The 2,321-nt window shown below is 59.4% G+C and carries 3 protein-coding genes; all 3 read left to right on the top strand.

Features of this window, described 5'->3' with window-relative positions; genetic code table 11:
• A partial coding sequence (locus AAAB16_RS20630) for a TetR/AcrR family transcriptional regulator (protein WP_340665012.1) occupies positions 1–496 on the top strand: 496 nt, incomplete at its 5' end.
• A 116-nt stretch (positions 497–612) separates the two neighbouring features.
• On the top strand, positions 613–1,491 hold the full coding sequence (aguB, locus tag AAAB16_RS20625) for an N-carbamoylputrescine amidase (protein ID WP_340665011.1): 879 nt from the start codon (positions 613–615) through the stop codon (positions 1,489–1,491).
• 30 nt (positions 1,492–1,521) lie between these two features.
• Positions 1,522–2,321 (top strand): agmatine deiminase (aguA, locus tag AAAB16_RS20620; RefSeq protein ID WP_340665010.1); only part of this gene is annotated, 800 nt, incomplete at its 3' end.

The following is a 2,321-nucleotide window of genomic DNA, read 5'->3' as shown; positions in this document are numbered from 1 at the left end:
GCCCTCGTCCGTGTACCACTTCTTTGCCAGCGTACCGGCGATTCTTGAAGCGCTGACCGCCGATGTCCACGCCGCATTTCGCGCCGCCCTCGCCTCGCCTATCGACCACGCCAGCCTTAACCACTGGCCGGATCTGTCGCGCCTGGTTGAGCAGCGCATGCTCGATATCTACACCCGCGACGCCGCCGCCCGGCAATTGATCCTCGCCCAGCACGGCTTAAGCGAAGTGACCCAGGCCGACCGTCAACACGACATCGAACTCGGCCGGCTGCTACATGCGTTGTTCGATCGCCACTTCCCGCTACCCGCTCTGCCGGAAGGCATCGACGTGTTTGCCCTGGCGCTGGAACTCAGCGACCGCGTCTACGCCCGCAGCGTGCACGTGCATGGTGAGATCACTGCGCGCCTGGCTGAAGAAGGCATGCGTGTGTTCGATGTTTATCTGGGCTTGTACCTGCCAGCGTTCTTACCCAAGCGGGAAAATTCGGTTAATTAGCCGATATTTATCTGTATTTTTATCGATAAAAAGCAGCCAATAGAAATAATCAGCTTTTAAGACGGATTTTTATCGACTATAAAGTCGCACCTGCAAAAACAACAAATAGGTGCGTTATGTCTCGAATCGTTACCGTCGCTGCCACACAAATGGCCTGTTCCTGGGACCGCGCAGCGAACATCGCCAACGCCGAAAAACTGGTGCGCGAAGCCGCCGCCAAGGGCGCGCAGATCATCCTGATTCAGGAGCTGTTCGAGACGCCGTACTTCTGCCAGAAGCCCAACCCCGACTACCTGCAATTGGCCACGCCGACCGAAACCAATGCCGCCATCGCGCACTTTCAGAAGCTCGCCAAAGAGCTCGAAGTGGTGCTGCCGATCAGCTACTTCGAGCTGGCCGGCCGTGCGCGTTTTAACAGCATCGCCATCATCGACGCCGATGGCAGCAACCTCGGCGTGTACCGTAAAAGCCATATCCCCGATGGCCCCGGCTACCATGAGAAGTACTACTTCAACCCCGGCGACACCGGCTTCAAAGTCTGGCAAACCCGTTACGCCAAAATCGGCGTCGGCATTTGCTGGGATCAATGGTTCCCCGAATGCGCCCGCAGCATGGCGCTACAGGGCGCGGAAATTCTGTTCTACCCCACCGCCATCGGCAGCGAGCCGCACGATAAAACCATTAGCTCGCGCGACCACTGGCAGCGTGTGCAACAGGGCCACGCCGGCGCCAACCTGATGCCGCTGATTGCCGCCAACCGCATCGGCAACGAAGTGCAGGACGGCTACGACATCACCTTCTACGGCTCGTCATTTATCGCCAATCAGTTTGGGGAAAAAGTCCAAGAGCTGAATGAAACCGAAGAAGGCGTCCTGGTGCATACTTTCGACCTGGATCAGCTGGAACACATCCGCAGCGCCTGGGGCAGCTTTCGTGATCGTCGCCCCAATTTGTACAGCGCGCTCAACACCCTGGATGGCGCTCTCCAGTCCTAACCCTACAGGGATTCACCTAAGGTATTTGCAATGACAACTCTGAACACCACCCCCCGCGCCGATGGCTTCCATATGCCCGCCGAGTGGGCGCCCCACAGCCAAACCTGGATGGTCTGGCCGCAGCGCCCGGACAACTGGCGCCTGGGCGGCAAGCCGGCGCAGGCGGCGTTTACCGCCGTAGCCAAAGCCATTGCCCGCTTTGAGCCGGTGACCGTGTGCGTCAGCGCAGAGCAATACGCCAACGCCCGCGCGCGCCTGGATGACGACAACATCCGCGTGGTGGAAATCACCACCGACGACGCCTGGGTACGGGATACCGGCCCGACCTTCGTACGCAACGCTGCGGGTGAAGTTCGCGGGGTGGATTGGGGCTTCAACGCCTGGGGCGGCTTTGAAGGTGGTCTGTATTGGCCGTGGATGCGCGACGACCAGGTGGCCAGCAAAATTCTCGAAATCGAACGCCGTGATCGCTACCGCACCGAAGGTTTTGTACTGGAAGGCGGCTCCATTCACGTGGACGGTGAAGGCACCGTGATCACTACCGAAGAATGCCTGCTTAACCACAACCGCAACCCGCACCTGAACCGCGAAGAGATCGAAGCCGTACTGCGCGAGCACTTGGCCATCGACACGGTGATCTGGCTGCCAGACGGCCTGTTTAACGATGAAACCGATGGCCATGTGGATAACTTCTGCTGCTACGTGCGCCCCGGTGAAGTGTTACTGGCCTGGACCGACGACACCCAGAACCCCAACTACGAACGCTGCCAGGCGGCGATGCGCGTACTGGAAACGGTGAAAGATGCCAAAGGCCGGCAGTTGGTGGTGCA

Origin of the sequence: Pseudomonas sp. (assembly GCF_037994325.1) — a bacterium.
Classification (GTDB): Bacteria; Pseudomonadota; Gammaproteobacteria; order Pseudomonadales; family Pseudomonadaceae; genus Aquipseudomonas.
This window is presented reverse-complemented; position numbering and strand designations above follow the sequence as displayed.

Bases quoted from the DNA above. Each gene is read 5' to 3' on its own strand.
- aguB (WP_340665011.1), top strand. From the start codon at position 613: ATGTCTCGAATCGTTACCGTCGCTGCCACACAAATGGCCTGTTCCTGG.